This window comes from Rhodococcus sp. T7 (genome assembly GCF_009872365.1).
Lineage (GTDB): Bacteria > Actinomycetota > Actinomycetes > Mycobacteriales > Mycobacteriaceae > Rhodococcus_F.
Window position 1 is genome coordinate 1 of record NZ_WXYH01000347.1, and the last position, 24,200, is coordinate 24,200.

The window sequence follows — 24,200 nt, forward strand, 5'->3', positions numbered from 1 at the left end:
GGCTACACCTTCGGCGGGCACCCCGTCTCCGCGGCGGTGGCGCTGGCGAACCTGGACATCTTCGAACGCGAAGGCCTGGGCGCGCACGTCGCCGAGCAGGCGCCGGCGTTTAGGGCCACCCTCGACAAACTCACGGATCTGCCGATGGTCGGGGACGTGCGCGGGGAGGGCTACTTCTACGGCATCGAACTGGTCAAGGACAAGACCACGAAGGAGTCGTTCAGCGATGAGGAGGCCGAGCGGATCCTGCACGGATTCCTCTCCACCGCCCTGTTCGACGCCGGCCTGTACTGCCGGGCCGACGACCGCGGCGACCCGGTCATCCAACTCGCACCCCCACTGATCTGCGGGCAAACCGAATTCGACGAGATCGAAACCATCCTCCGCAGCGTCCTCACCGAAGCCTGGACCCTCCTGTGAACCACCAGGACCTTCCCGGGCTGTACGTCGGCGGCCGCTACCGGGACGGCGCAGCGGCCGAACGGTACGAGGTGCTCGATCCGGCCACCGGTGAGGTGGTCTCGTCGCGCACCGAGGCCTCGGTCGGCGACGTCGACGACGCGGTCGCCGTCGCGAAAGCCGCCTACGCGCAATGGTCGACGACGAGTCCGGGCGAGCGTTCCGCCGTCCTCACCCGGTGGGCCGCCGAACTCACCGAGATGTCCGACGATCTCGCGTCCACCGAAACCCGGCAGACCGGCAAGCCGATCAAGTTGTCGACCGAGTTCGACGTCCCCGGCTCGATCGACAACGTGTCGTTCTTCGCCGGCGCGGCCCGCAATCTGGAGGGAAAGGCGTCGGGTGAGTACTCGCCCGACCACACGTCCAGCATCCGCCGGGAACCCGTCGGGGTGATCGGGTCGATCTCGCCGTGGAACTATCCGCTGCAGATGGCGGCGTGGAAGATCCTGCCCGCGGTCGCGGCCGGCAACACCATCGTGCTCAAGCCGGCGGAGATCACTCCCTTGACGTCGCTGCTGTTCGCCGAGGCGGCGACCCGCGCCGGATTGCCGGACGGCGTCGTCAACGTGATCACCGGACGCGGCGCGACCACCGGTGCTGCGCTGGTGTCGCACCGGGACGTGAGCATGGTCAGCTTCACCGGATCGACTCCCGTGGGCCGGCAGATCGCGGCCACCGCTGCCGGCAAGCGACTGCACCTGGAACTGGGCGGGAAGGCGCCCTTCGTCGTGTTCGACGACGCCGACCTGGAGGCGGCGATCAACGGGGCCGTCGCCGGCGCACTCATCAACTCGGGCCAGGACTGCACCGCGGCCACCCGCGCCTACGTGCAGCGTCCGCTGTTCGACGACTTCGTCGCCGGCGTCGCCGCGCTCATGGACACCGTCCGCCTCGGCGACCCGTCCGATCCCGGCACCGACATGGGTCCGCTGGTGTCGCGGCGGCAGCAGCAGCACGTCGCCGGGTTCGTCGACCGCGCCCGCGACACGGGGGCGAAGATCGTCCGCGGCGGCGGCGTCCCCGGCGGCGACCTCGCGTCCGGCTTCTACTACGAGCCGACGCTCGTCGTGAGCGCCGACCAGTCGAGTGAGATCGTGCAGCGCGAGATCTTCGGTCCCGTGCTCGTCGTCCTGCCGTTCGAAAACGACGCAGACGGCATCGCGCTGGCCAACGACACCGACTTCGGGCTGGCGGCGTCGGCGTGGACACGGGACCTGTACCGGGCGCAAACCGCCTCCCGCGACATCGCGGCGGGCTGCGTGTGGATCAACGACCACATCCCCATCATCAGCGAAATGCCCCACGGCGGGTACAAGGCGTCCGGTTACGGCAAGGACATGTCGACGTACTCGCTCGACGAGTACACCAACGTCAAGCACGTCATGTCCGACATCACCGGAACCGCCAGGAAGGACTGGCACCGGACGGTGTTCGGCGACCGACACTGAGCCCGATCGCCGGGGCGGCAGCAACTGCGGCCGTCCCGGCGACCGCGCCGGTTCTGCCAAGTCGCGCCGTGCGCGGGGTTACGCTGACGAGCAGAGCGTTCCGCTTCGACGGAGAGGCAGACATGGTGCATGTAACTCCCTTCGCCTGGATTCTGACGATCGTGGTGATCGTCGCTCTGCTGGCGTTCGACTACTTCTTCCACGTCCGCCACGCGCACATCCCGACGCTGAAGGAAGCGGCGATCTGGTCGTCGATCTACGTCGGACTCGCGCTGCTCTTCGGTGTTGCCGTCCTGATCTTCGGCGGCGTCGACATGGGCACGGAGTACTTCGCCGGTTACGTCACGGAGAAGGCACTGTCCGTCGACAACCTCTTCGTCTTCCTCATCATCATGTCCAGCTTCCGGGTGCCGCGCGAAGACCAGCAGAAAGTCCTGCTGTTCGGCATCGTGTTCTCGATCTTCGCCCGGACGGGGTTCATCTTCCTGGGCGCCGCGCTCATCAACTCGTTCGCGTGGGTGTTCTACTTCTTCGGCCTCATCCTGCTGATCACCGCAGGTAACCTGCTGCGGCCCGAAACCGAGGAGTCACACTCGGCCGACAACTTCATCATCCGCATCGCGAAGAAATTCATTCACACCACCGAGCAGTACGACGGCGACAAGCTGTTCACCGTCGAGAACGGCAAGCGGATGATGACGCCGATGCTGCTGGTGATGGTGGCCATCGGCGGCACCGACCTCCTGTTCGCCCTCGACTCCATCCCCGCGATCTTCGGCCTCACCCAGAACGTCTTCGTCGTCTTCACCGCCACCGTGTTCTCACTGATGGGCCTGCGGCAGCTGTACTTCCTGCTCGACGGTCTCCTCGACCGCCTCATCTACCTGTCGTACGGGCTCGCCGCGATCCTCGCGTTCATCGGGGTCAAGCTGATCCTGCACGCACTGCACGAGAACAACCTGCCGTTCGTCAACAGCGGCGAACCGGTCGACGTCATCGAGATCAGCACGTTCGTGTCACTGGGTGTCATCATCGGCATCCTCGTGATCACCGTGATCGCGTCCCTCGCCAGCAAGAAGGGCAGGGCGCAGTCCACCATCGCCGGCGCCCGGCGGCACGCCATCAACTACCTCGACCTCGACTACACCGCCGACCTTGCCGAACGCGAACGCATGTACAACAGGTTGATCAACGAGGAAGAACAACTCAAGAAGCTCGACCCGAAATTCAAGAAGATGGTCCGCGAGGAAACCGCACTCCTGGACCTCATCAAACGCGCCCACGGAGAGCACGACGCGTTCCTCAAACAGAACTAGCCGAACGCAGAACCAGCTGTACGCAGTCGAAGCGCCCACCGGTCCGGCGGGCGCTTCTTCGGCTCGTGCCCCATCCCCATGCGGGCACGTGCGTGCCTACCTCCTCCTCATCCTCATGCCGCCGTCCGCCATACCCATGGCGGTGAGACCGAGACCCAGCAGACACACGATGATGCCGCAGACCACGTTCGACCAGATCATTCCCGCCGTGGTGGTAACTCCGACGACCAGCCACGGGCTGACGATCATCCACAGTCCGAGCAGCGGCGCGACGAACGCCATGCCGTGCGTGCGTGAGTAGGCCGACGTGAAACCGACCGCGAGCAGTGCCACCGCAAGACCCGACAGCAGGTTGCAGGTCGCCAGGCCAGACTGGCTTGCGAACCCGACAATCCATGGCGATGCCGCCATGTAGAGGCCCGCCATGAACATCAGGCCCTCGGTGACCTGCGTCATCGGCTGTTCCGAGACTCGGTCGTAGCGAGCCCGCAACTCGGCGATATCAGGGTGTCTCTCGATCGACATGCCTGGTGTCGTCATCACCCACCTCCTAGAAAAGAGAACCATTCCCTATCGTGGGGGTGCCCCGAACTTCGTTCGGCAAACCAGCGATGACCAGGTAATTTTTCCGAATTCCCAACTACCGACCAGTCCCCACGAACTGCGACGATCAGCCGACCTTGGGCAGGCGTCCAGGGACGGGCATACTCGAAGTGTGTGGTGGATTGTCGGGATCGCGCTCGCGTGGATAGCACTGTCGGTGCCCTTCGCTATTCTCATCGGCCGAGCGATTCGGCAGAAAGACCTGCATGAACTGCCCGCCACCGAGAACGCGACGAGCAAACACGACCCGCCCGACCGCACGGTTGCGTGACCGCGCCGTGCACACACCCGGCGCAGCTTGGAAGAATAGCGGGATGGCGCTGCCCTTCTATCCTCTCGTGTTCATGAACTTCCTGTTCGCGGCGACCACCCTGTGCCTTGCACGCCCCTCCCGCCTGACCGCCGGCGTCACAGTCGTCGCCGCGGTGCTGTGGATATTCGGCAACGGTCCCCTCGAGGGCCAGGTGCTCTGGGAATTCGACGCCACCCACGGCCTGACGGTGTCCGATCTGCTGTCCGTTGCGGCGCTCGGAGTCGCGATCTGGGGCTTCCGCGAAGTCGGCGCGTGGAAGCCGAGCCCGAAGCGTCGCCGGCGACTCCTCAACAGGCGGTACTGAGGCACCTCGTCCGCGGCCCCGCTGGAGCCCTACGCCCCGCCCCGATGAACTCCCGCAGGCGCCCCTGCCGCCGACTCACGAATCCGCGACCGCACACGGGCCGTGACCTGCCAGATCCGGGTGGTGTCATGGACGCTGATGCACGGCACACCCAGTGTGCGGGCGTGTTGGACGACAGCCGATTCCTTCGCGGAACAGCGCCCGTCGAGAATGTCCTCGGTGACGATGACGCAGAGCACGTCACCGTCGAGTTCGCGGATCGGTTCCAGGCCGTGGAGCGCCACCCATTGCCGGACCATCGCCCACTGTGACACGTCGTTGTAGCGGGTCGGATTGCCGACGAACAACACGCGGCGAGACCGGCGGGCTCGGGCGACCTCGATGCTGGAGATGGGTGACATGACGAAAGTTCCTGTCCACGTGGGCGGCTGATCCCGGTATGGAACAACTCTCTCCCGACCCGCCGCCCACGTCTGTCCCCCTATCAGACCGCGCACCGGATGAATCTCGTGTCCCCCGATCGGAGGACACCCCATGTGAGTGGGAAAGTGTGCTCGGACACGCATCGGCACTCACATGCCCGCGGCCCTGCGCGCTGCCCGCTTGGCCCACGCGTTGCGCACCAGCGACAGCGGGGTCGGCGGCACCCAGCCCAGCTGGACTGCCTGGCCGAGGTCGTCCCGGGTCGCCCAGTGCTCGACGACGCGGCCGTCTGCGACGCGCAACCAGTGCGACTGCTTGACCGCGAGCACTCGCCCCGTCGGCGCGAACACCTGGTCGATCGATCCGCGCTCATCGTAGACGACGAAGGGGCCGGAGTGCCTGCCCTTCATGATCGTGTAGACGACGGCGAGGTTGCCCTCGACCACGACGTCCTCGATTCGAACCGCAGTTCGGAGAAGGCGGTGCGCAGCCATTCGGCGGTGGTAGAAGGCGTCGGGTCCGCGCCCTCGCGTCCGCGGGGGTTCGGTCGCGCTCTCCCGGTTGAATGCGTCCGGGTGGACGACGGCGTCGAGATCGGCGCGGCTTCCGTTCGCCATGATCTCGATCGACCGAACATCGAGGGATTTGACTTGGTCCGACGGGACCGGCTCCTCCATGTTCACGGTGCACTCCGCAACAATCGGTTGGAACTCTCAGTATTCGACCGCCGTCGCCTCGAAGTCAACGATCCCGTGCCGGTCGATCGGGTGCAGATTTGCGCGCGCCTCAGCACAACGGCGGTCGGCGGCGGTACCGTCGGGGAGGTGATGGGACTGCCTGATGCGATCTCGGCCTGCTTGTTCGATCTCGACGGTGTGCTCACGGCAACGGCGGTACTGCACCGGAAGGCGTGGAAACGCACATTCGACGAGTTCCTGAAGCACCGGGAGGGCGCGAACTTCCAGTCCTTCACCGACCAGGACTACTACGACTACGTCGACGGACGCCCCCGCGCCGACGGGGTCCGGACCTTCCTCACCTCCCGCAACATCACGTTGCCGGAGGGTTCGCCGGACGATCCGCCCGGCGCCGAGACCGTGAACGGCGTCGGGAACACCAAGAACCGGCTGCTGCTGAAGGTCATCGACGAGGAGGGTCCCAGCCCCTACCCCGGCTCGGTCCGCTACATCAGCGCGGCCTACGACGCCGGTATGAAGATCGCCGTGGTCACGTCCTCCGCAAACGGGAAGGCCGTACTCGACGCCGCCGACCTCAGCCGCTACGTCCACGTCCGCATCGACGGAGTGGTGATCCGGGAACAGGGTCTCCGCGGAAAACCGGCACCGGATTCGTATCTCGCGGCCGCCCGCGCACTCAATGTGCACCCCGACCAGGCGGCCGTGTTCGAGGACGCCCTGTCCGGGGTGGAATCGGGGCGCGCAGGTGAATTCGGTTACGTCGTCGGAGTGAATCGAAACGATCAGACCGACGCGCTTCGTGAGCACGGCGCCGACGTGGTGGTGAACGACCTGGCCGAACTCCTGGAGAGGTGAGCATGGACGACAAGGGCTACGAGATCTCGCCGTGGCAGCTGAAATGGCGCGGACTGGATCTGGAGGCACTGCACGCCACCGAATCCACCTTCGCACTGTCCAACGGGCACATCGGGATTCGTGGCACCTTCGAGGAGGGTGAACCGCGCGGCCTCCCCGGCACCTACCTCAACGGGTTCTACGAGCAACGGCCCCTGCCGTATGCGGAGGCCGGCTACGGCTACCCCGAGGACGGGCAGACCGTCGTCAACGTGACCGACGGCAGCATCATCCGCCTGCTCGTGGAAGACGAGCCCATGGACATGCGGTACGGCAGCGCACCTGCGCACGAGCGGGTCCTCGACTTCCGCTCGGGCACCCTGCGCCGCACCACAGAATGGACCTCACCGACCGGACGCCGGGTCCGTATTCATTCGGAGCGGCTCGTGTCCTTCACCTCTCGCGCGGTCGCCGCCATCCACTACGAGGTCGAGCCACTCGACGGCGACATCGAACTCGTCCTGCAATCGGATCTGCTGGCCAACGAACAGATCCCGACCCGCACGGACGATCCGAGAGTGGCGGCCGCCCTGGACCGTCCGCTCGTGCCCGATTTCGCTGCCGCCCATGACTTCCGCGCGGTGCTCGCCCACCACACGAGGGCGTCGGGACTACGGATGGCCGCAGGTATGGACCACGAGGTCGAGTACCCCGCCAACGGGCGGTGCAGAATCGAGACCGAGGAGGATCTGGCCCGGCTCACCGTGGCCGTCGACGTTCCGCAAGGTGAACGCCTGACGGTGACGAAGTACCTGGCCTATGGGTGGTCGGCGCAACGATCGACTCCGGCCCTGCGCGGCCAGGTCGAGGGGGCACTAGCCGGAGCACTCGAAACCGGCTGGGAAACTCTGCTGAAACGGCAGCGCGAGTACCTCGACGTCTTCTGGGAGACGGCGGACGTCGAGATCGACGGCGACGCAGAACTTCAGCAGGCGGTGCGGTTCGCGCTGTTCCACGTGCTGCAGGCGGGTGCTCGCGGTGAGTCACGGGCGATCCCCGCGAAGGGCCTGACCGGGCCCGGTTACGACGGACATGCGTTCTGGGACACCGAGACGTTCGTGCTCCCCCTGCTCACGTACACGGTGCCGGATTCGGCCCGCGACGCATTGCGCTGGCGGCATTCCACGCTGGACAAGGCGAAGAACCGCTCGGTACAGCTGGGGCAGGCCGGCGCCGTGTTCCCGTGGCGCTCGATCAACGGCGAAGAATGCTCCGGCTACTGGCCTGCGGGAACCGCGGCCTTCCATGTGGGAGCCGACGTCGCCGCCGCCACGTCCCGGTACCTGGCCGCCACCGGGGACGAGGACTTCGAAGCCGAATGCGGCGTCGAACTGCTCGTGGAGACCGCCCGGCTGTGGACTTCTCTCGGCCACCACGATGCGCAGGGCGAGTTCCGAATCGACGGCGTCACCGGACCGGACGAGTACACCGCCGTCGCCGACAACAACGTGTTCACCAATCTGATGGCGCAGAAGAACCTGCACGACGCGGCGGCCGCCTGCGAGAGACGCCCCGGGCTGGCGCGTGAACTCGGTGTGGACGACGAGGAGGCAGCTCTCTGGCGAGATGCCGCCGAGCACATGCGAATTCCGTTCGATGACGCTCTCGGCGTGCACCAGCAATCCGACGCCTTCACCCACCACGCCGAATGGGACTTCGAAGGCACCCCACCCGAGCACTATCCGCTGCTGCTCCACTACCCGTACTTCGACCTCTACCGCAAGCAGGTAGTGCAGCAGGCCGACCTGGTGCTCGCGATGTATCTTCGCGGCGACGCCTTCACCGACGAACAGAAGATCGCGAATTTCGCCTATTACGAGGCCCTGACGGTTCGGGACTCGTCCCTGTCGGCGTGTGTGCAGTCCGTGATGGCCGCAGAGGTCGGTCAACTCCAACTCGCCTACGACTACCTCGCCGAGGCCGCTCTGACCGATCTGCACGACCTCCACGCCAACGTGGAGAACGGACTGCACATCGCCTCACTCGCCGGGACGTGGATGGCGTGTGTCGCGGGATTCGGCGGGATGCGCGACCACGGCGGCGACGTCTCCTTCGCACCCCGAATACCTCCACAACTCGTTAATCTCTCGTTCCGGATGACGGTGCGGGGCAGCCAGATCCACGTGGACATTCGCGCCACCACCGCCACCTACCGCCTGCTGTCCGGCGAACCGGTTCAGCTCGCCCATCACGGCAACCGGTTCACTCTCAACTCGTTCCCGGTGACGCGCCCGATCCCGGATCCGCCGAACACAACGGCCGTACGGCAACCGTACGGCCGGGCACCCGTGCGTCGCGGGGGTATGTGATTGCCAGGTGGGTGCCCCACGGTCCCTCACCAGGCGTTCACTTTCTTGCATCCTTCCCCAGTTCGGCCACGCGGCTGTTAAGAGTCTGAATGCTCGCCATGCGCACCGTTCATATCGACTGAGTGGATACGCCGATCCGAATAGCCGAGATCGAACACTGCGGCGAAATCCTGAGCCATGCGTCCCATGGGGCGGACTGACCGGTGATCGAATCCGTACGTACACACTGTAGGGGCGATGCCCGGACGATCGATCCGCAATCGCGGACGAGCTGGTTTCGCTCGCCAGTACGCGCCGGATCGTTCGCGAACGCCGCAGCCCGGCCACCCATTTGACCACGCTGATCGTGTGGGCTTGCCGGTGATTGAGAGGCTTCCAGCTGTTGCTATATATCTAATACTATCTGTTATTCTCTGATACTTTCCGGTGATGCAGATTGGCGAGTTCGGCCCTCGCCGCACGGATCGCCGCGAGCCTGGTCTCGCGGCCCTGCAGTGCCTTGGGCAGCTCGTCGCCACGGTTGTCCTTGCCGAACCAGGGATGACGTTTGACGGTGTAGCCAAGTCTTCGAGTTGGCGGATGTGGCTGCGGTCGCCGGTTACGCACTCGGCGGCGGATGCGAGCTCGCGATGCTCTGCGACATCCTGATCGCCGCCGACACCGCGAAGTTCGGACAGCCCGAGATCAAGCTCGGTGTCATCCCCGGCATCGGTGGATCGCAGCGGCTGACGCGCGCGGTGGACATGGCGCCAAGGCCATGGGACTGTCCTGACCGGCCGCAGAACACGGAAGCCGAGGAGGCCGAAGCGCCGGGCTGGTGCCACGGAGCGATGCCCGCCGCCGACCTGCTGGACGAGGCTCTGAAGACGGCAACCACGACCGCCGAAACCTCGCTCCCGGTCGCGATGGTGGCGAAGAAAGCAGCGTGGCGCTCGTTCGAGACCACGCTCACCGACGGCCTCCGGTTCGAACGTCGAGTGTTCCATTCGACGTTCTGCACTGAAGATCCGAAAAGAAGTGGCGGCGTTCGTCGAGAAGTGCTCGCCCGTGTTCAAGCACCGCTGATCGCGGGAGCAGCGCGGTGAAGTCCACCGGCCCGCCCACGCCAGCGGTTTCGAGCGCACACCGAGAGCAAGCGGATACCGCCGAAAGCCCCTAGACTGCACACGTTGGTTGCCTCACCTAATCAAGGGGCAAGTCGTCGAGCGATCGGATAGGTCAGAGCATGAAGAAGCTGTTCCTTCTCCTCGCGGGCATAGTCGTGTCGACTGTCCTGGCACCTCCTGCACACGCAGCCTCGGGAATTTCCGTGGGACCTGGCACCGCGTACACTACCTACCCGGAGGTCGACGGCTTCTGCACCCTCGCGGCAGTGGGCAACGATGCCGCCGGGCGACTCGTCGCACTAACCGTCGGCCACTGCCATCAGAAAGCAGGAACGCCGATCTACAAGGTCGGAGAGGCCGACAAGGGCCCGATCGGGTGGGAGACCGACATCTGGTCGGCCAACCCCGAGGGCACCTTCGATGCCTTGGACTACGCTGTGATCCTGTTGGACCCCACGGTCGTCGACGCGAGTAAGTACGGTTCGGACAGCGATATCGTGGTCAATGCCGTCGGCGACGCCGCCCAGTGGGACGTCGCCTGCAAGCTCGGCCCTGCCAGCGGAAAGACCTGCGGAGTCATCGGCAGGCTCGACGGGATTCACCTGCAGAACTGGGCACTTATGCGTCCCGGTGATTCCGGTGGACCGCTCGTCGTTGGTGACAAGCTCGTCGGGATCAGCATCGGAATGGATGCCTCCCCCGAGTCACCCTTCCTCTTCGGGAAGATCACCCCGATCTTGGCGGACATCGATGCCAAGGGTAGTTACGGCGCCGGATTCACGCCGGTTCGGTAGTGACCCTCACGACACTAAACACTCACCACTTCGTGGGTGCATCTCCGGTGTCGAAATCGCCTGATCGCGGCGTAGCTCGGCGAGGATCGTGACGAGCTCAAGCTTGTCGCCGGACACGCCGGGCTGCGAGAACACCTGGGCGTTGAGGCACTCGGTGGACCGAGGGCGAGTTCCCTTCCCGTGTCGGTGATTTCGATCGGTGCGTCTCGGCGATCGCTCGGATCGGGACACGCCGCACGAGATTCGCCGTCTCGAGCTGATCCCAGGCATCGCCGCAGAGCCGAAGGGCGACCGGGGACGGTGTCCGCGCCGTGATGGTGAGTCCGCTCGCGTGCCTTCCCGGTACCGCCGGCAGCTGGCCGATACCGCGATCCTCGCATCCGGCGCCACCGCCATCGCCATCAGCCCGAGCAACCGCCGCGCCGCCGTCGGTTTCGCCTGTTCGGTGGCACTCGGCAGCATCGCGATGTACGCGACGATCACGATGTTCCCGACCGCGCCGACGTTCGCCACCCAGCTCCCCCGAACAGCGCGGCCGCAAGCAGCAGCGCCGTCGTGCGACGTCCCGTCATGCGTGCCAGGGTGCCAGGTTCTCGTCTCCGCGGCACACCGAATCCCCCGTGTGCGAGAGTGGTCGGGTTCCGAATCCGGCGCGGGAAGGACACGTGTGCGATGAGCCCTGTGGTGACGATCGACGAGTTGGCGGCGCTGTTGCGCAGCGACGCTCCCCCGGTCCTGCTGGACGTGCGGTGGGCCCTCGGCGACACCGAGGGCAGGCAGCATTACCTCGACGCGCACATTCCCGGAGCCGTGTTCGTCGACCTCGACACCGAACTCGCCGCCCCGGGACGCCCGGAACTCGGCAGGCACCCGCTACCGGACGTGGCCGACCTCCAGGACGCCGCGCGCCGGTGGGGAATCCGGGCGGGCAGCACCGTCGTGGTCTACGACGCGACGGGGAACCTCGCCGCCGCGCGGGCATGGTGGCTGCTGCGCTGGGCCGGTGTTACCGACGTCAGCATGCTCGACGGCGGCCTCGGCGCGTGGACGTCGGCGGGCCGCCCCGTCCGATCCGGCGACGAGCAGGCGCGGGTCCCCGGCGACGTCGTGCTCACCGCGGGCCACCTTCCGACGCTGACCGCGGACGAGGCCGCCGAATTCGCCGACCGCGGTCACCTTCTCGATGCCCGTGCCGCCGAACGATATTCGGGAGCGACCGAGCCCGTCGACCCCCGCGCCGGGCACATTCCCGGCGCCCACAGCGCCCCGACGTCCGAGAACCTCGGACCCGACGGGCGGTTCGCTGCGGTCGGGGCGCTGCGCGCACGGTTCGCCGCGGTCGGCGCCGAGCCCGGACGTCCGGTCGGCGTCTACTGCGGATCGGGTGTGACGGCGGCCCATCAGGTTGCGGCGCTCGCCCTCGCCGGCATCGACGCCGCCCTGTACCCGGGGTCCTGGTCGCAGTGGTCGTCCGATCCCGCACGTCCGGTCGCCACCGGCCCCGACCCGCGGTAGCGGCGGGTCACCCCGCCCGGCCTGCCGCCTCCACGTCGTGGGCCGGGTAGGCGTGGATGAGGGCGGTGCTCAGCTTCGGGACCGCGTGGGTGAGCGTGTGTTCGGCGGTGTGCGCGACGCGGTGTGCGTCGCTGAGGCTGGTCGACGGGTCGACGTCGAGTTCGGCGTCCGCGTGCAGGCGGTGCCCGATCCAGCGCATCTTCACGCTCCGCACCCCGACCACTCCCGGTTCGGCGGCGAGGGCCTGTTCGGCGGCGTCGACCAGTCCGGGGTCGACACCGTCCATCAGTCGCCGGAACACGTCGCGGGCCGCGGTCCGCAACACGAGCAGGATCGCGGCCGTGATCGCCAGGCCCACCACGGGATCGGCGAGGGGAATACCGACTGCGACGCCGACCGCGCCCAACACCACGGCGAGAGAGGTGAATCCGTCGGTCCGCGCGTGCAGTCCGTCCGCCACGAGTGCCGCGGAGCCGATCCGCCGGCCGATCCGGATGCGGTACAGCGCCACCCACTCGTTGCCGGCGAAGCCGATGATCCCCGCGAGCGCCACCCACCCGAGATGCTGGATGGGCACGGGATCGAGCAGGCGCCGGACCGCCTCCACACCCGCGACGACCGCGGACAACGCGATCATCACCACGACGAACAACCCGGCGAGGTCTTCGGCCCGGCCGTATCCATAGGTGAACCGCCGGGTGGCGGCCCGCCGTCCGAGGGCGAACGCGATCCACAGCGGGACCGCCGTCAGCGCGTCCGAGAAGTTGTGGATAGTGTCGGCGGCGAGCGCGACCGAACCGGACACCACCACCACGATCACCTGGGCCAGCGCGGTGACACCCAGCACCACCAGGCTGATCTTCACCGCCCGGATGCCGATCTCGCTGGCCTCGAGCGCGTCGTCGACGCTGTCCGCGGAGTCGTGGCTGTGCGGGGCGAAGATCTCGCGGATCGCCCCGCGGACGCCGCCCGAATGGCCGTGGCCGTGGCCATGCCCGTGTCCGTGGCCGTGGCCGTGGTCGTTCACGAGGCACCTTCCTCCGCGGCGAGATCCGCATCCTCGTGGAGGACCTGCAGGTCCCCCGTCGCGCGATGGTGACCGGGGATGCCGGGGCCTGCGTGCTCGGCGTTGAACACGGCGTCGGTGACCAGCTGCTGCACGTGCTCGTTGGCGACGCTGTAGTAGATGGACGTGCCCTCCCGCCGGGTGTGCACGAGACGGGCCATCCGGAGCTTCGCGAGGTGCTGCGAGACGGACGGCGCCGGCTTCCCGACCCGTTCGGCCAGCTCGTTCACCGACAGTTCGCCGCCCACCAGCTGCCACAGCACCTGGACCCGGGTGGAATCGGCCAGCATGCGGAAGACCTCGACAACCAGCCCTACCTGGTCTTCGTCGAGCCTGCGCCGGCAAACGCGCTTATCTGCATTCATACGCAGATAATAGGTCAGTTCGTGTTGTGATGCACCAGACACCGAAATGGCTTACTTGCTTGCACTAACGATGTATATAGTTGCTTGCATCAAGTAAGTCGTCCTCCAGGGGTTGCCATGTCCATCACGTCAGTGCCTTCCGTATCGCTGGGCACCACCGAAGCGCTCATCGACGAGGTCTTCCTCTTCGGCCGAGTGCTCAAGGAGGCCCTGATGTCGGAAGCCGACGGCCACATGCCACGCGCGCTGACGGGGGTCCTCCTCGTCCTCGCAGCTCGCGGGGAATGCCGGCAGAACGAACTCGCCACCGAGATGTGCGTCGGCCAGTCGTCACTCAGTCGCCAGATCAACGATCTGGTGGAGTTCGGCTACGTCACGCGCCATCCCGATCCCGCCGACGGGCGCGCATTTCGAATACGCGTCTCTGAAGACGGAATGACGTACGTCAAACAATTCAGAACCCAGCGCGCCGCACGAATGCAGAAATTGCTGACGGGGTGGAACGAGACCGAGGCAGCAACTGCCCTCGACTCGATCAGGCACCTGAAGGAAACACTCGTCGACCCAGAACACCGGATCGCCACGAGCTCGAACCCGATTGGAACACAAAGCGTATGACCGAGACACAGACTCGGCCGCCCGTTGAAGAAACGACGGCCATGACGCACCGCCAAATCCTCGAAGCCCTCACGGGTCTGCTCGCAGCGCTGTTCACCGCCCTGCTCAGCAGCACGATCGTATCCACCGCACTCCCGACGATCATCGGCGACCTGAAGGGCACCCAGACCGCGTACGCCTGGGTCATCACCAGTGCACTGCTCGCCAATGCCGCCTCGACGCCCATCTGGGGCAAGCTCGCCGACCTGTTCAACAAGAAGGTCCTCGTCCAGAGCGCGATCGTCATCTTCGTCATCGGTTCGGTGATCGCAGGATTCGCGCACAACGTGCCGATCCTGCTGACCGCCCGCGTCATCCAGGGCATCGGTATGGGTGGCCTGACAGCGCTCGTCGTCGCCATCATCGGCACCATCGTCTCGCCCCGTGAACGCGGCCGCTACTCCGGTTACATGGGTGCAGTCATGGCCGTGTCGATGTCGGGTGGTCCGATCCTCGGCGGCGTCATCGTCGACAGCCCCCTCGGCTGGCGCTGGTGCTTCTTCGTGTGCGTCCCGCTCGCCGTCATCGCGCTGTTCCTGCTGCAGCGCACGCTGCACCTCGCGACCGAGAAGAAGGACGACGTCTCCATCGACTGGCTCGGCGCCCTCCTGCTGACCGCCGGTGTGTCCATCCTGCTGATCTGGGTCTCGTTCGCCGGCAAGGCGGGCTACTACGAGTGGTTCTCCCGTGAGACGGCCCTGTACGTCGGAGCCGGTGTGCTCCTGCTGGTCGCGACGATCCTCGTCGAAGCCAGGGCCAAGTCACCGATCATCCCGCTGAAGATCGTCACGGAGAAGACCACCGGACTCGCCATCATCGCGTCCGTCGCGGTCGGTGTCGGAATGTTCGGCTCCACCACGTTCCTCGGCCAGTACTTCCAGACCTCGCGTGGCTACACCCCCACCATGGCCGGAGTGCTCACCATCCCGATGGTCGCCGGCATGCTCATCGGCACGGTCGGATCCGGACAGCTCATCACCCGCTTCGGCAAGTGGAAGCCGTTCGTCGTCGGCGGCGCCGTCCTGATGATCACCGGCTTCGGACTGCTCGGCACCCTCGATCACGAAACCAACCTGACCCTGGTCGGCACGTACATCGCGATCATCGGTCTCGGCATGGGCATGCTGATGCAGAACCTGGTCCTCGCGGTGCAGAACACCGTCAGCGTCCAGAACATCGGCGCCGCATCCAGCTCGGTCGCCTTCTTCCGGACCTTCGGTGGCGCGATCGGCGTCTCGGTTCTCGGTTCGGTGCTGGCCACCCGCGTCGCCGACCTGTCGGCCGACGGTTTCGCGAAGCTCGGCATCCCGACCGGATCGAGCAGCGGCGGCGGAAGCCTGGACCTGAAGTCCATGCCCGCACCCGTCCGGGAAGTCATCCGCGCCGCGTACGGTGACGCAACGGGACGGATCTTCCTGATCGCCGCCGTCGTCGCCGTCATCACCCTGATCGCCGTCATCCTGATCCCCAACCGCCCGCTGCGTCGCACCATCGACCTGTCGAGCGAGCAGGAGCCCGTCCAGGAACCCGAGTACGCGCCCGTTCCGGACTACGCACTCGAATCCGACACGGCGCCGATCCCGTCGTCCGACGTCCGCAGCGGCAGGCACGAGGCACCCGCCGATCAGCACCAGCCCTTCGCCGGGTTGAGCTCCGACGCCCGGGACCGTCTCCTGTCCATGCTCCTGCCCCAGCCCGAGCGCACGCTGGAAGCGATCGACGAAGCGGAGAAGATCCGCGACGAGGTCAACCGCCTGCGTAACGATCTCAACGCCAAGCTCGTCGAATTCGACGAGGTCTGGGATCGCCTGCGCGAGCTGGGACTGAGTGAAGAGCAAGTGGCCGGCGTCCTCGGTGGCGGCCACGTGACGGACACCGGCAACGGTGCCCTCATCCGCTGAATGAGATGATCGTTCAGTTCCACGACGCCGTCGGCTCGCCCACGTATCCCCCTCTACGTGGGCGGGCCGGCGGCGTGTTCGCACAACTGACCCGATTCACCCTGGTGGGCACGGCGAGCAATGTGCTCTACGCTCTCGCGTTCTTCACCCTCGACGTGTACGGGTCGTTCGTCGCCAACCTGGTCGGCGTGGTGACCAGTTCGATGTTGGCCAACGAACTCCACCGGCGGCTCACCTTCCGCGCCGCGGACCGCGTCCGCTGGTTCGTCGCGCAGTGGGAAGGCGGAACCCTCGCCCTGATCGGGCTGGGTGTCAGTTCCCTCGCGCTCGCACTCCTGCACACGCTCTTCCCCGGCGCCGACGGCCTCGTGCAGGTCGCGCTCGTCGTCGCCGTCAGCGCCGTCGTCGGCGGGCTGCGGTTCCTCGCCCTCCGCGGCTGGGTTTTTGCCTCCGGCCTGTGAGTACTTGTTAACCACGGGCGGTTAACAAGTACTCACGGCTGGGGGGTCAGGACCCGAAGATCGAGGTCGTGGGTCGGTGCCACGGACCGGTGATCGCCAGTGTCAGCCCCGGCGACTGGATGTTCGCGAACAGGATCCTGCCGTCGGCGCTGAATGCCGGACCGCAGAATTCGCTGTCGTTCAACTCGTTCCGGGCCATCGCGAACGGCTCACCCTCCGCCGTGACGCCGACGAGGTGGCTGATACCTTCGCCGTCCTCCGCGAGAATCACGCCGCCGTACGGCGAGACGGTGATGTTGTCGGGCCCGTCGTAGTTGCCGGTGTCCACGGCGGGATCGGGGTTGACACCGAACAGGGTCTTCAAGGTGATCGTCTGTTTCGCCGGGTCGAAGAACCACACCTGGCCGTCGTGCTCGGCGACGCTGCCGTCACTGGTCCGCGCGTAGCTCGCGACGAAGTAGGCGCCACCTTCGCCCCACCACTGCCCCTCCAGCTTGCGACTCCGGGTGACGGCGTCGTTCCCGAACTGCTTGCGCACCGACGTGCTCGTTGCGTCACGGTCCGGCACCCCGACCCACTGCACGGAGTACACGGTGCCCGGCTCGGTGGCCTGCGACAGGTCGGGGACGTGGGTTCCGCCCTGGAAGCAGGCCATCGCCTGGAGTGCGCCCGCGGTGTCGCCGCCCGGAGACTGGGCGAGTTCGCGCAACACGTTCGGTCCGCCCCGGAAGCCCTGCGGCGGCGTCCACCGGTAGTACAGTCCGTTCGGCCCGGACGCATCCTCCGTGAGGTAGATGGTGCTCGACGCCGGATCCACCGTCACCGCCTCGTGGGCGTACCGCCCCAGGAACTTCAGTGGCACAGGACTTTTGCCCCTGTTCGCGTCCTGGCTCGCCGGGTCCACCTCGAAGACGTAGCCGTGGTCGAGCAGGAACCCGTTCTCCCCCGCGCGGGCCTCCGTCTCCTCGCAGGTCAACCAGGTTCCCCAGGGCGTGATGCCGCCGGCGCAGTTGTTCACGGTGCCCGCGACGCTGACGTACTGGCCCTGCCGTGCGCCGCCGGCACCGACCGCAGTCGTGGTGGTACCGCCGCGCGCGCCCGTGTCGTACGTCAGTCCGTCGAGCACGGGCACACCGAACGGTTCGTCGCTGCCGATCTCGTGGTTGGTGACGAGCGTGGAACCGCCGGGCCGCGCGAACACCCCGATCGCGTCGGGATCGCTCGGCACCGGTACGCCACCGTCCAACTGCGTCTCACCCGAGCGTGAGACGACCGTGTACGAAAAGCCCACGGGCAGTGACAGAATGCGGTTCGGGTCCGGCACGAGCGGTCCGTAGCCGATCGCCTGTCCCGGTGCCGCGGACGCGAACGCCGGGCGGACGAGGGCGTCGACGCTTCCGGCGAGCGCCACACCGAGGCCGGTGAGCGCGGTGCGACCGAGGAATCCGCGGCGGTTGAGTGGTGCAGTGGACACTGTGTGAAACCTCCAAGGTGACGAACCGGATGCGAACTCTCACCCGTGAGTACTTGTTAACCGCCGGCGGTTAACAAGTACTCACGGGCGGCGAAGCCGCACGAACGTTGACACGTGACCAAATGGTCACCTATTGTCGGGTTCATGGACGACGATCACGTCTTCAAGGCGCTGGCCGATCCGACCCGCCGCCTGATACTCGACCGATTGTTCGCCCAGGATGGTCAGACGCTCACCGAACTCGAGTCGCAGGTCGAGATGACGCGATTCGGGGTCATGAAGCATCTGCGTGTGCTCGAAGACGCGGGACTCGTCGTCACGCGCCGCTCCGGCCGGGAGAAACTTCACTACCTCAATCCTGTGCCGATACAGCTGATCCACAATCGGTGGATCGACAAGTACACCGAGCGTCACACCTCGGCGCTCGCTCAGCTGAAATCCCAACTGGAGGAAGAGAAATGACTACCGCCGACGCAATCCAGATCTACGCCGTCTACATCAAGGCGACCCCGGAGGCCATCTGGGAGGCCCTCACGAAACCCGAGTGGTCGCAGCAGTACGGGTACGGCGGCCTCGTCGACTACGACCTGCGCGCGGGCGGGTCGTTCCGCACGCGTGCGGACGACGCGATGAAGGAATATCCGGGCGTTCCGGACGTGATCGTCGACGGCGAGGTGATCGAATCCGATCCGCCGAAGAAACTGGTCCAGACGTGGCGGATGCTGATGGACGCCGACAACGTGGAGGGTTTCACCACGCTGACCTACGAGATCGTGCAGTCGAGCAGGCCCGGAGTCGCGAAACTGACTGTCACACACGACCTCACCAACGCACCGGGTCTGGCCGAGATGGTCGCGGGCAGGCACGAGCCCGAGGGCGCCGGCGGTGGCTGGAACGAGGTGCTGAGCGGGATGAAGACACTGCTCGAGACGGGTCAGCCGATGGTGAACTGGGGCTGAACGCCGGGTCGGCGGGCGCGAGGGCCCGACATCTGTCGGATGGCCGCAGTAAGCTCCAACCATGACGGCTGCGCAGTCGCTCGACGAGGAATTCCTCGCACTCGCCGACCCCTACCGGCGCGAGTTGCTCGCCCATTGTTATCGCATGATGGGCTCACTTCACGATGCCGAAGACCAGATGCAGGAGACGTTCATCCGGGCCTGGCGCGGATACGACAACTACCAGCAACAGGCCTCGCTGCGGACGTGGCTGTACAAGATCGCCACCAACACCTGCCTGACGGCGTTGCAGAACAAATCGAAGCGTCCGCTGCCGAGCGGTCTGGGCGCTCCCGACTCCGACCCGACCGCCGAACTCGTCGAACGGCACGAGGTGCCGTGGCTCGGACCGCTCCCCAACCGTCTCATCGACGACGACGCGAGTGATCCCGCCACCGTCGTGGCGTCGCGCGAGTCGGTGCGGTTGGCGTTCATCGCGGCCCTTCAGCATCTTCCTGCACGTCAGCGCGCTGTTCTCGTCCTCCGCGACGTGTTGCAATGGAAGGCGTCGGAGGTCGCGGCGGCCCTCGGCACCACCACGACGGCGGTCAACAGCCTGCTGCAGCGTGCCCGGACGCAACTCGAACTGGCCACTCCGTCGGCGGACACGCTCGTCGAACCGGAGTCCCCCGAGGAACGCGAACTGCTCGACCGCTACGTGGCCGCGTTCGAGAACTACGACATCGACGGGATCGTCGAACTGTTCACCAAGGACGCCGTCTGGGAGATGCCGCCGTTCGAGGGCTGGTACCGCGGCGGGACCGCGATCGGCACCCTGGTCAGCGAAAAGTGCCCGGCCAAGGCGCGGGGCGACATGAAACTGGTGCCGACGGTGTCGAACGGACAGCCGGCGCTCGGCCTGTACATGCGCGGGGAGGACGGGGTCCATCGGCCGTTTCAGCTGCACGTCCTGGACGTGACGGCCGACGGGGTCTCCCATGTCGTCTGCTTCTTCGACATCGATCTGTTCGAGAAGTTCGGACTGCCGGAGACCCCGCCCGCCTGATCGCTACGCCGGCACGGCGGCCGGATCCATCCACATGACCTCCCAGACGTGGCCGTCGAGGTCACGGAACGCGCGGCCGTACATGAAGCCTTCGTCCTGGAGCTTGCCCCACGCCGTCCCGCCGGCGGCGAGGGCCTTGTCGACGAGGCTGTCGACCTCCTCGCGGCTGTCGGCCGAGATACACAGCAGCGCCTCGACGGCCTTCGAGGTGTCGCAGATGCCGCCTTCGATGAAGTCCTTGAACCGGGACTCGACGAGGAGCATCACGGACGTGGACTCGTTGATCACCATGGCGGTGCAGGAATCGTCGCTGAACGTGGCGTTGAACTCGAAGCCGAGTCCGCCGAAGAACTGCTTGGTCGCGTCGAGGTTCTTGATCGGCAGGTTCACGAAGAGCATCCGGGACATGTGATTCTCCTTCTCGGGTTCCGCCCAGTGCGGAAGTCATCGATACAGACCACGGCGGTGCGCGAAACTCATCGGCGACCGCGCGCCCGATTCTGTCAGCTCTCGGCCAGGTCGAGGAACGAACCGATCATGTTCCGTCCGGCCGCGGCGGATGGGACTGCCGAACGAGGCCGCGAGAAGTTGCGCGCCGAGGCAGATCCCGAGCATCGGACGACCAGCGTCCGCAATTTCTTGATGAAGTTTCGCTCTCGTGGAAGTTGCGGGTGGGTAACGTCGTCAGGGCGCGCCCATCGGACCGCACATCACCACCAGGCCACCGATGCCGTGAGCAGCCGACCGTTCAAACGCTCGGCAGATAAGGTACTTGGTATAGCGAAATCCCTGCTCCGCCAGCACAGTACCGACGAGAGCCGGTCCTTCGAACGACACGTGCTTTACAACTGCCCAGGGCTTGTTCATGCCACAATTCTTACCGAGTAGGGACTTTCGGCCCTAGGCAGTTTCGGAAACGCGAATTCCGCACTGAGTGCACAAAATTGGGCAGTTCACACGGAGTTCACTTTGGTTGTACATCGGGCGAATGACAACAGTCGAACTGGACGCTTGTCTAGTGGCATGGCTCACGGGAAACCTGTAGAAATACGACGTCACGCTTTCGTGACCGGTCCCATATCAATTAGTTACCCGGTGGTGGTCCCCGACAAACGGAACGTCACCATTTCTCGTTACCTCAGACCACAGACGAGCCCTCCCGCGATCCGGGAAGTCGTCTACGGGATGGAAAGGGCAATAGATGCCGCTCCCCATGTCCCCCCTCGACTCGATGTTCCTTCTCGGCGAGTCCCGAGAGCACCCGATGCATGTCGGCGGCGTGGAGATCTTCCAGCTCCCGGAAGGCGCCGACACCTACGACATGCGCGCGATGCTCGACCGCGCGCTCGCCGAGGGCGACGGAATCGTCACGCCCCGGCTCGCCAAGCGGGCCCGCCGGTCTTTCTCCTCGCTCGGCCAGTGGAGCTGGGAGACCGTCGACGACATCGACCTCGGTCACCACATCCGGCACGACGCACTGCCCGCCCCCGGCGGCGAGGCCGAGCTGATGGCCCTGTGCTCCCGGCTGCACGGATCGCTGCTCGACCGCAGCCGCCCGCTGTGGGAGATGCACCTGATCGAGGGACTGAGCGACGGACGCTTCGCCGTCTACACCAAGATCCACCACGCGGTCGCCGACGGCGTCACCGCCATGAAGATGCTGCGCAACGCGCTCAGCGAGAACTCGGACGATCGGGATGTGCCCGCGCCGTGGCAGCCGCGCGGCCCGCGCCCGCAGCGGACGCCGTCGAAGGGCTTCAGCCTGTCGGGCCTCGCCGGTTCCACCATCCGCACCGCCCGCGAGACGGTCGGTGAGGTCGCCGGCCTCGTGCCCGCGCTCGCCGGCACCGTGTCCCGCGCCTTCCGCGACCAGGGCGGCCCGCTCGCCCTGTCCGCACCGAAAACCCCGTTCAACGTTCCGATCACCGGTGCCCGCCAGTTCGCGGCGCAGTCGTGGCCGCTCGAACGTCTCCGCCTCGTCGCCAAGCTGTCCGACAGCACCATCAACGACGTCGTGCTCGCGATGTCCTCGGGAGCGCTCCGCAGCTACCTCGAGGATCAGAACGCCCTGCCCGCCGAGCCGCTGATCGCGATGGTGCCGGTGTCGCTGAAGAGTCAGCGCGAGGCGGCGACCGGCAACAACATCGGGGTGCTCATGTGCAACCTCGGCACCCACCTCCGCGAACCGGCGGATCGGCTCGAGACCATCCGGACCTCCATGCGCGAGGGCAAGGAAGCGTACGGCTCGATGACCGCCACGCAGATCCTCGCGATGAGCGCGCTCGGGGCGGCACCGGTCGGCGCGAGCATGCTGTTCGGGCACAACTCGCGGGTACGCCCGCCGTTCAACCTGATCATCTCCAACGTTCCCGGCCCCAGCTCACCGCTGTATTGGAACGGTGCGCGACTCGACGCCATCTACCCGCTGTCGGTGCCCGTCGACGGCCAGGGCCTGAACATCACGTGCACCAGCAACGACGACATCATCTCGTTCGGTGTCACCGGCTGCCGCAGCGCCGTGCCAGACCTGAAGTCGATCCCGGCCCGGCTCGGACACGAACTGCGCGCACTGGAGCGTGCCGTCGGGATCTGACGTCAGGGGGTCTTCCGGTCGCTGTGCCCGAGATCGCGGTCGGGCGCGACCCGGTCACGGACCAATTGCTTGAGGACGGTGATGTCGGGGAAGCCGCCCTGTTCTTTGCGGTCCCAGATCAGGTCGTCGTCGACGGTGATGCGGAAGATCCCGCCGGTGCCGGGGACGAGTGCGACCTCGCCGAGTTCCTGCCCGAACGTGCCGAGTAGTTCCTGCGCCATCCACGCTGCACGCAACAACCATTGGCACTGGGTGCAGTAGGTGATCGCGACCCGGCCGTCTGCGTTGCTCGTCGTCATCGTGCCAGGTTAACCGAACACGCTCCCCCGCTTGCTGTTCGAGTTGCATGCGCGACACCTGTTCGTCATGCGGGCGTCAGCATGGTGGGGCAGACTGTCGATCGCCATGCTGTGCCCCCTCGACGAAAGGAAGCCGCCATGCCCACCGCGCTCGAAGAATCGCGTCGTCACGCCCTCGACCTGACCAACGAGAAAATCCAGGCCGTCAAGGACTTCTTCACCAACATCTTCCGTCTCGACACCACGCACCGCACCCAGGCGTGAACGGCCGGGGAGGCCTTCGCCGCGAAGGCCTCCCCGCGTTCACCGGATCGTCCCGAAGAACTCCACGATCTCCGCGGCCCGGAAGTGGTCTTCCGACACGTGCGGGCCGCTCACCTCGACGAATTCGACGGAGTCCGAGCCGCGGCGGATCATCTCGACCCACGGCCCCGTGACCCCGGCGATGTTCGCGACCTCGTCCTCCCGCGACGCGTACACCCGAATAGGTACTCCCACATAATCTCCCGGCCGGTGCCGGACGGCGTCCCAGTGCTCGGTCCTCGGTTCGAGGTCGTGCCCGTCCGCGGACAGGCCGAATGCGTCCCGCACGGTGTCGCGTCCGTGCTCACCTCGTTCCCACACCGCGCGCAGCGACAGCGACGGGGCGATGAACACCGCACCGTCCCACGGCACCTCACGCAGGCGCACGGCGTTCGCGGCGGCGTTGCCACCCATCGACTCGCCGATCAGGAACCGCCGCGCCACCGGCCACCGCTGGGACACCCACGCGTCCAGCGCGTCCACGGCGTCCTGCGCCGACCGGTTCCCCCACCGGTCGCCGTGCAGGTACGGGCTCGCGACCACGTATCCGGCGTCGAGTAGTCCGTCCCGCAGTCCGGCGCGGTCGTCGACCGACCGCTCGTCCCCCGTCCGCCCGTGCAGGTAGTACGCGACCGCCGACGGCGTCACCCCGCGCGGCACCGCGACCAGCGCACGATCACCGGACCGCGGGACCGTCACCGCGTGCTCGTCGTACCTGGTGTGGTGGGCCGTGCGCCGCGTCACCGGTTCGACGGCGCCGGCACGAATTGTCACACCTCCAACGCTAACAAGCGACGACGCGACGTGCCGGGTGGCGATCCCGAACCCGGCACCGGTTTCACCGAGTCGGGCTGACCGCCGGCGACGCGCTCCTATACTTCGTAGCGTTGAG

The 24,200-nt window shown here is 66.5% G+C and carries 27 protein-coding genes and 2 pseudogenes; 18 read left to right on the forward strand and 11 right to left on the reverse strand.

From position 1 onward, the window contains the following. From MLGJGCBP_RS33630 to MLGJGCBP_RS33640, 3 genes are all read left to right on the forward strand, one after another. The coding region (locus MLGJGCBP_RS33630) for an aminotransferase class III-fold pyridoxal phosphate-dependent enzyme (RefSeq protein ID WP_160101146.1) at positions 1–420 on the forward strand (420 nt) is incomplete at its 5' end. After that, positions 417–1,910, forward strand: coding sequence for a gamma-aminobutyraldehyde dehydrogenase (locus tag MLGJGCBP_RS33635; RefSeq protein ID WP_160101148.1), 1,494 nt, complete (start codon positions 417–419; stop codon positions 1,908–1,910). The genes MLGJGCBP_RS33630 and MLGJGCBP_RS33635, both read left to right, overlap by 4 nt. A 125-nt stretch (positions 1,911–2,035) precedes the next feature. Next, a complete protein-coding gene (locus MLGJGCBP_RS33640; protein WP_160101210.1) occupies positions 2,036–3,226 on the forward strand; it encodes a TerC family protein in 1,191 nt (396 codons plus the stop codon). Between the two features lie 96 nt (positions 3,227–3,322). Here MLGJGCBP_RS33640 and MLGJGCBP_RS33645 read toward each other — a convergent pair whose 3' ends face one another. Then, entirely contained in the window at positions 3,323–3,766 is a 444-nt protein-coding gene (locus MLGJGCBP_RS33645; protein WP_087559713.1) for an SPW repeat protein, read from the reverse strand. A 377-nt stretch (positions 3,767–4,143) separates the two neighbouring features. On the opposite strand from MLGJGCBP_RS33645, the gene MLGJGCBP_RS33650 reads away from it, so the two are divergent. Beyond that, positions 4,144–4,446 (forward strand): hypothetical protein, encoded by a 303-nt coding sequence (locus MLGJGCBP_RS33650; protein WP_160101150.1) that lies wholly within the window; start codon positions 4,144–4,146, stop codon positions 4,444–4,446. A 29-nt stretch (positions 4,447–4,475) separates the two neighbouring features. Here MLGJGCBP_RS33650 and MLGJGCBP_RS33655 read toward each other — a convergent pair whose 3' ends face one another. Both MLGJGCBP_RS33655 and MLGJGCBP_RS33660 read right to left on the reverse strand, forming a co-directional pair. Next, complete coding sequence (locus MLGJGCBP_RS33655; protein ID WP_160101152.1) at positions 4,476–4,847, reverse strand: hypothetical protein; 372 nt, start codon at positions 4,845–4,847, stop codon at positions 4,476–4,478. Between the two features lie 171 nt (positions 4,848–5,018). Beyond that, positions 5,019–5,546: an ester cyclase gene (locus MLGJGCBP_RS33660; RefSeq protein ID WP_160101212.1), complete on the reverse strand. Its 528-nt coding sequence runs from the start codon at positions 5,544–5,546 to the stop codon at positions 5,019–5,021. A 150-nt stretch (positions 5,547–5,696) separates the two neighbouring features. Here MLGJGCBP_RS33660 and MLGJGCBP_RS33665 point away from each other — a divergent pair, with 150 nt between their 5' ends. The 6 genes and pseudogenes from MLGJGCBP_RS33665 to MLGJGCBP_RS33695 all read left to right on the forward strand — a co-directional run bounded on the left by MLGJGCBP_RS33665 (position 5,697) and on the right by MLGJGCBP_RS33695 (position 12,185). Next, positions 5,697–6,422: an HAD family hydrolase gene (locus tag MLGJGCBP_RS33665; RefSeq protein ID WP_160101154.1), complete on the forward strand. Its 726-nt coding sequence runs from the start codon at positions 5,697–5,699 to the stop codon at positions 6,420–6,422. 2 nt (positions 6,423–6,424) lie between these two features. Next, entirely contained in the window at positions 6,425–8,770 is a 2,346-nt protein-coding gene (locus tag MLGJGCBP_RS33670; protein ID WP_160101156.1) for a glycoside hydrolase family 65 protein, read from the forward strand. A 581-nt stretch (positions 8,771–9,351) separates the two neighbouring features. After that, positions 9,352–9,835 (forward strand): annotated as a pseudogene (locus MLGJGCBP_RS33675) (enoyl-CoA hydratase-related protein); the annotation flags it as partial. Positions 9,836–9,995: 160 nt separating this feature from the next. Next, positions 9,996–10,670, forward strand: coding sequence for a serine protease (locus MLGJGCBP_RS33680; RefSeq protein WP_160101158.1), 675 nt, complete (start codon positions 9,996–9,998; stop codon positions 10,668–10,670). Positions 10,671–11,001: 331 nt separating this feature from the next. Then, a complete protein-coding gene (locus tag MLGJGCBP_RS33690) occupies positions 11,002–11,346 on the forward strand; it encodes a hypothetical protein (protein WP_160101160.1) in 345 nt (114 codons plus the stop codon). 5 nt (positions 11,347–11,351) lie between these two features. Then, the gene (locus MLGJGCBP_RS33695) at positions 11,352–12,185 is read left to right on the forward strand and encodes a sulfurtransferase (protein ID WP_160101214.1); all 834 of its coding nucleotides are present in this window, start codon (positions 11,352–11,354) and stop codon (positions 12,183–12,185) included. 7 nt (positions 12,186–12,192) lie between these two features. On the opposite strand, the gene MLGJGCBP_RS33700 is transcribed toward MLGJGCBP_RS33695, so the two are convergent. Continuing rightward, entirely contained in the window at positions 12,193–13,212 is a 1,020-nt protein-coding gene (locus MLGJGCBP_RS33700) for a cation diffusion facilitator family transporter (protein ID WP_160101162.1), read from the reverse strand. Beyond that, positions 13,209–13,616 carry an ArsR/SmtB family transcription factor gene (locus MLGJGCBP_RS33705; RefSeq protein ID WP_087559694.1) on the reverse strand — a complete coding sequence of 136 codons (408 nt, stop codon included), beginning with the start codon at positions 13,614–13,616 and terminating at the stop codon, positions 13,209–13,211. Before MLGJGCBP_RS33705 ends, MLGJGCBP_RS33700 begins: the two co-directional genes overlap by 4 nt. A 117-nt stretch (positions 13,617–13,733) precedes the next feature. On the opposite strand from MLGJGCBP_RS33705, the gene MLGJGCBP_RS33710 reads away from it, so the two are divergent. From MLGJGCBP_RS33710 to MLGJGCBP_RS33720, 3 genes are read left to right on the forward strand one after another with little or no spacing between them, the layout of a single operon-like run. Next, complete coding sequence (locus tag MLGJGCBP_RS33710) at positions 13,734–14,234, forward strand: MarR family winged helix-turn-helix transcriptional regulator (protein WP_160101216.1); 501 nt, start codon at positions 13,734–13,736, stop codon at positions 14,232–14,234. Beyond that, complete coding sequence (locus MLGJGCBP_RS33715; RefSeq protein WP_160101164.1) at positions 14,231–16,174, forward strand: MFS transporter; 1,944 nt, start codon at positions 14,231–14,233, stop codon at positions 16,172–16,174. The genes MLGJGCBP_RS33710 and MLGJGCBP_RS33715 overlap by 4 nt, the downstream gene beginning before the upstream one ends. Before the next feature lie 5 nt (positions 16,175–16,179). Further along, positions 16,180–16,635 carry a GtrA family protein gene (locus tag MLGJGCBP_RS33720; RefSeq protein WP_087559691.1) on the forward strand — a complete coding sequence of 152 codons (456 nt, stop codon included), beginning with the start codon at positions 16,180–16,182 and terminating at the stop codon, positions 16,633–16,635. A gap of 46 nt (positions 16,636–16,681) precedes the next feature. On the opposite strand, the gene MLGJGCBP_RS33725 is transcribed toward MLGJGCBP_RS33720, so the two are convergent. Next, entirely contained in the window at positions 16,682–18,109 is a 1,428-nt protein-coding gene (locus MLGJGCBP_RS33725) for an alkaline phosphatase PhoX (protein ID WP_160101166.1), read from the reverse strand. A gap of 114 nt (positions 18,110–18,223) precedes the next feature. Between MLGJGCBP_RS33725 and MLGJGCBP_RS33730 the strand changes: the two genes are divergently transcribed. The 3 genes from MLGJGCBP_RS33730 to MLGJGCBP_RS33740 all read left to right on the forward strand — a co-directional run bounded on the left by MLGJGCBP_RS33730 (position 18,224) and on the right by MLGJGCBP_RS33740 (position 20,113). After that, positions 18,224–18,571 (forward strand): ArsR/SmtB family transcription factor, encoded by a 348-nt coding sequence (locus tag MLGJGCBP_RS33730; RefSeq protein ID WP_236581522.1) that lies wholly within the window; start codon positions 18,224–18,226, stop codon positions 18,569–18,571. Then, on the forward strand, positions 18,568–19,068 hold the full coding sequence (locus MLGJGCBP_RS33735; protein WP_160101168.1) for an SRPBCC family protein: 501 nt from the start codon (positions 18,568–18,570) through the stop codon (positions 19,066–19,068). Before MLGJGCBP_RS33730 ends, MLGJGCBP_RS33735 begins: the two co-directional genes overlap by 4 nt. Positions 19,069–19,129: 61 nt before the next feature. After that, positions 19,130–20,113: a sigma-70 family RNA polymerase sigma factor gene (locus MLGJGCBP_RS33740; RefSeq protein WP_160101170.1), complete on the forward strand. Its 984-nt coding sequence runs from the start codon at positions 19,130–19,132 to the stop codon at positions 20,111–20,113. A gap of 3 nt (positions 20,114–20,116) precedes the next feature. Here the strand turns inward: MLGJGCBP_RS33740 and MLGJGCBP_RS33745 are convergent, their stop codons facing one another. The 3 genes and pseudogenes from MLGJGCBP_RS33745 to MLGJGCBP_RS52225 form a co-directional block, all read right to left on the reverse strand. Continuing rightward, positions 20,117–20,521, reverse strand: a complete 405-nt coding sequence (locus MLGJGCBP_RS33745; RefSeq protein ID WP_160101172.1) for a VOC family protein — start codon at positions 20,519–20,521, stop codon at positions 20,117–20,119. Positions 20,522–20,557: 36 nt separating this feature from the next. Further along, positions 20,558–20,761, reverse strand: a pseudogene (locus tag MLGJGCBP_RS54420) (glutamine amidotransferase-related protein); the annotation flags it as partial. A 36-nt stretch (positions 20,762–20,797) separates the two neighbouring features. Then, positions 20,798–20,980: a hypothetical protein gene (locus tag MLGJGCBP_RS52225; protein ID WP_236581525.1), complete on the reverse strand. Its 183-nt coding sequence runs from the start codon at positions 20,978–20,980 to the stop codon at positions 20,798–20,800. 334 nt (positions 20,981–21,314) lie between these two features. Between MLGJGCBP_RS52225 and MLGJGCBP_RS33755 the strand changes: the two genes are divergently transcribed. Further along, positions 21,315–22,706 carry a WS/DGAT/MGAT family O-acyltransferase gene (locus MLGJGCBP_RS33755; RefSeq protein WP_160101174.1) on the forward strand — a complete coding sequence of 464 codons (1,392 nt, stop codon included), beginning with the start codon at positions 21,315–21,317 and terminating at the stop codon, positions 22,704–22,706. Between the two features lie 2 nt (positions 22,707–22,708). Here the strand turns inward: MLGJGCBP_RS33755 and MLGJGCBP_RS33760 are convergent, their stop codons facing one another. Further along, positions 22,709–23,005, reverse strand: coding sequence for a SelT/SelW/SelH family protein (locus MLGJGCBP_RS33760; protein WP_160101176.1), 297 nt, complete (start codon positions 23,003–23,005; stop codon positions 22,709–22,711). 138 nt (positions 23,006–23,143) lie between these two features. Between MLGJGCBP_RS33760 and MLGJGCBP_RS53315 the strand changes: the two genes are divergently transcribed. Next, positions 23,144–23,269: a hypothetical protein gene (locus MLGJGCBP_RS53315; protein ID WP_268960794.1), complete on the forward strand. Its 126-nt coding sequence runs from the start codon at positions 23,144–23,146 to the stop codon at positions 23,267–23,269. 39 nt (positions 23,270–23,308) lie between these two features. Here MLGJGCBP_RS53315 and MLGJGCBP_RS33765 read toward each other — a convergent pair whose 3' ends face one another. After that, positions 23,309–24,082, reverse strand: coding sequence for a serine aminopeptidase domain-containing protein (locus MLGJGCBP_RS33765; protein ID WP_160101178.1), 774 nt, complete (start codon positions 24,080–24,082; stop codon positions 23,309–23,311). Positions 24,083–24,200 lie beyond the last annotated feature (118 nt).

What these genes read in the sequence shown, in the direction of transcription:
- MLGJGCBP_RS33645 (WP_087559713.1), bottom strand. Translation starts at nt 3,766, where the DNA reads ATGACGACACCAGGCATGTCGATCGAGAGACACCCTGATATCGCCGAG.
- MLGJGCBP_RS33650 (WP_160101150.1), top strand. Translation starts at nt 4,144, where the DNA reads ATGGCGCTGCCCTTCTATCCTCTCGTGTTCATGAACTTCCTGTTCGCG.
- MLGJGCBP_RS33655 (WP_160101152.1), bottom strand. Translation starts at nt 4,847, where the DNA reads ATGTCACCCATCTCCAGCATCGAGGTCGCCCGAGCCCGCCGGTCTCGC.
- MLGJGCBP_RS33660 (WP_160101212.1), bottom strand. Translation starts at nt 5,546, where the DNA reads ATGGAGGAGCCGGTCCCGTCGGACCAAGTCAAATCCCTCGATGTTCGG.
- MLGJGCBP_RS33665 (WP_160101154.1), top strand. Translation starts at nt 5,697, where the DNA reads ATGGGACTGCCTGATGCGATCTCGGCCTGCTTGTTCGATCTCGACGGT.
- MLGJGCBP_RS33670 (WP_160101156.1), top strand. Translation starts at nt 6,425, where the DNA reads ATGGACGACAAGGGCTACGAGATCTCGCCGTGGCAGCTGAAATGGCGC.
- MLGJGCBP_RS33680 (WP_160101158.1), top strand. Translation starts at nt 9,996, where the DNA reads ATGAAGAAGCTGTTCCTTCTCCTCGCGGGCATAGTCGTGTCGACTGTC.
- MLGJGCBP_RS33705 (WP_087559694.1), bottom strand. Translation starts at nt 13,616, where the DNA reads ATGAATGCAGATAAGCGCGTTTGCCGGCGCAGGCTCGACGAAGACCAG.
- MLGJGCBP_RS33710 (WP_160101216.1), top strand. Translation starts at nt 13,734, where the DNA reads ATGTCCATCACGTCAGTGCCTTCCGTATCGCTGGGCACCACCGAAGCG.
- MLGJGCBP_RS33715 (WP_160101164.1), top strand. Translation starts at nt 14,231, where the DNA reads ATGACCGAGACACAGACTCGGCCGCCCGTTGAAGAAACGACGGCCATG.
- MLGJGCBP_RS33720 (WP_087559691.1), top strand. Translation starts at nt 16,180, where the DNA reads ATGATCGTTCAGTTCCACGACGCCGTCGGCTCGCCCACGTATCCCCCT.
- MLGJGCBP_RS33735 (WP_160101168.1), top strand. Translation starts at nt 18,568, where the DNA reads ATGACTACCGCCGACGCAATCCAGATCTACGCCGTCTACATCAAGGCG.
- MLGJGCBP_RS33740 (WP_160101170.1), top strand. Translation starts at nt 19,130, where the DNA reads ATGACGGCTGCGCAGTCGCTCGACGAGGAATTCCTCGCACTCGCCGAC.
- MLGJGCBP_RS33745 (WP_160101172.1), bottom strand. Translation starts at nt 20,521, where the DNA reads ATGTCCCGGATGCTCTTCGTGAACCTGCCGATCAAGAACCTCGACGCG.
- MLGJGCBP_RS52225 (WP_236581525.1), bottom strand. Translation starts at nt 20,980, where the DNA reads ATGAACAAGCCCTGGGCAGTTGTAAAGCACGTGTCGTTCGAAGGACCG.
- MLGJGCBP_RS33755 (WP_160101174.1), top strand. Translation starts at nt 21,315, where the DNA reads ATGCCGCTCCCCATGTCCCCCCTCGACTCGATGTTCCTTCTCGGCGAG.
- MLGJGCBP_RS33760 (WP_160101176.1), bottom strand. Translation starts at nt 23,005, where the DNA reads ATGACGACGAGCAACGCAGACGGCCGGGTCGCGATCACCTACTGCACC.
- MLGJGCBP_RS53315 (WP_268960794.1), top strand. Translation starts at nt 23,144, where the DNA reads ATGCCCACCGCGCTCGAAGAATCGCGTCGTCACGCCCTCGACCTGACC.